This window comes from Bradyrhizobium sp. 159 (genome assembly GCF_023073795.1).
Lineage (GTDB): Bacteria > Pseudomonadota > Alphaproteobacteria > Rhizobiales > Xanthobacteraceae > Bradyrhizobium.
This window is the reverse complement of record NZ_JADPKE010000020.1, coordinates 1-686: the sequence shown is the minus strand read 5'-3', so window position 1 is coordinate 686 and position 686 is coordinate 1. Positions and strand designations below refer to the sequence as shown.

Sequence of the window (686 nt, the reverse complement as noted above, 5' to 3'; positions counted from 1 at the left end):
TCCGACAGGATTGCCGTGGGCGCTTCCGAATCGATCAGCTGCTTGATGTGGTGACGTACCGCTTCGGCGGAATGCGCCTCGCCGCCGTCAGCCGAGGCGATTGAGGCCGTAAAGAAATATTTCAGCTCGAACGTGCCGCGATTGGTCGCCATGTATTTGTTGGCGGTAACGCGCGACACCGTGGATTCATGCATCTGGATGGCGTCTGCGACAGCCTTCAGATTGAGCGGCCGCAAATGCGCCACGCCATGGGTGAAGAAGCCGTCCTGCTGGCGCACGATCTCGGTTGCAACTTTCAGGATGGTGCGGGCGCGCTGGTCGAGTGCGCGCACGAGCCAGGTCGCGTTCTGGAGCGCATCGGTGAAGTAGGATTTGTCGCCGTCCTTGCCGATCTTCTTCGACAGCTCGGAATAGTAGGTCTGGTTGACCAGCACGCGCGGCAGGGTGTCGCTGTTGAGCTCGACATGCCAGCCACCGTCGGGACCGGGGCGGACATAGACATCGGGCACCATGGTCTGGAGCCGCGCCGAGCCGAACTTCATGCCGGGCTTGGGATTGAGGCGGCGGATCTCGCCGATCATGTCGGCGATGTCCTCGTCGTCGACGCCGCAGACCTTGCGCAAGGACGCGATGTCGCGCTTGGCGAGAAGATCGAGATGCTCGACCAGGGCCTGCATCGCCGGATC

1 pseudogene is annotated in these 686 nt (G+C 62.4%); it reads right to left on the bottom strand.

The annotated features are described in order from the left end of the window. Positions 1–686, bottom strand: a pseudogene (locus tag IVA96_RS04160) (RNA polymerase sigma-54 factor); the annotation flags it as partial.